At 63.3% G+C, this 1,240-nt stretch carries 1 pseudogene; it reads left to right on the top strand.

The annotated features are described in order from the left end of the window. Positions 1-111: 111 nt before the first annotated feature. A pseudogene (locus AO398_RS27115) lies at positions 112-1,202 on the top strand (IS3 family transposase). Positions 1,203-1,240: the final 38 nt, after the last annotated feature.

The raw sequence follows: 1,240 nt of genomic DNA, 5'->3' as shown, positions 1-1,240 counted from the left end.
GGGTGACCTGACCGGCTGGCTTTGGACCGGGCTGATTGAGAGGATCAGCGTGGACCAGAGGAGTTGGGGATGAAGCGAGGATAGAAGCCAAGTGCGGAGCAGGTCGTGCTGATGTTGCGCCAGATCGAGGTGCAGACGGCCCAGGGAAAGAGCATCGCCGTCGCATGCAAGGAAGCGGATGTCTCCGAGCAGAGTTATTACCGCTGGCGTAAGGAGTACGGCGGCCTGAAGATCGATCAAGCCAAGAATATGAAGGATCTGGAGCGCGAGAACGCTCGATTGCGGCGGCTGGTAGCCGACCTGTCCTTGGAGAAACAAGTTCTGGCGGACGTCGCCTCGGGAAACTTGTAGCCCCCGAGCGACGCCGGCAGGCGGTCGACGGCATCCGGGAGAAGTACGGCCTCTCGGAGCGTCATGCCTGCCGGATCGTCGGCCAGCATCGGGGTACGCAGCGCTACGTGCCGGCCGACGAGGATGAGCTGACCCGCGCCATCATCGCCCTGGCGTCCGAGTACGGGCGCGACAGATACTGCCGCGTCACCGCGCTGCTGCAGGCAGCCGGCTGGCAAGTGGGCAAGGACCGGGTTCAGCGCATCTGGCGTCGCAAGGGGCTCAAAGTCCCTAGCCGACAGAGACCCCGCAGCCGCTTATGGCTGAACGACGGCTCATGCGTGCGGCTACGACCGCTCCACCGCAACCATGTGTGGAGCTTCGACTTCGTCCAGGCCCGGACCCACGACGGCCGAAGCCTACGCATCCTCACGCTGATCGACGAGCATAGCCGGGCGTGCCTGGCGTTGAAGGTGGCGCGGCGCATCAACAGCGTCGGCGTGATCGAGGCTTTGGCCGATGCCATGTGCCTGCACGGCATCCCCGAGCACATCCGCTGCGATGATGGCCCTGAAATGATCTCAAAGGCGCTGCGCAAGTGGGTCGCCAAGACGGGGCCACGGATCCAGTCCATCGCGCCAGGATCGCCGTGGGAGAACGGGTACTGTGAGAGCTTCAACGGCAAACTTCGGGACGAGTGCCTACGCCAGGAAATCTTCTAATCGCTGAAGCAGGCGCAGATCGTCATCGGTCTATGGCAAACCACGTACAACTGCATCCGACCGCATTCGTCGCTGGGCTATCGGCCGCCCGCGCCGGTCAGCTACCCGAATTTGGCCCTCCGGCTACCCATGGCCGCTACCATGCAGTAACCTCGCAACAGGCTCGGTTCGAAATACCGGTCAGGTCA

Source organism: Methylobacterium sp. GXS13, from assembly GCF_001455965.1.
Classification (GTDB): Bacteria; Pseudomonadota; Alphaproteobacteria; order Rhizobiales; family Beijerinckiaceae; genus Methylobacterium.
The sequence above is the reverse complement of the archived record's forward strand: the minus strand, read 5'-3'. Positions and strand labels throughout refer to the sequence as shown.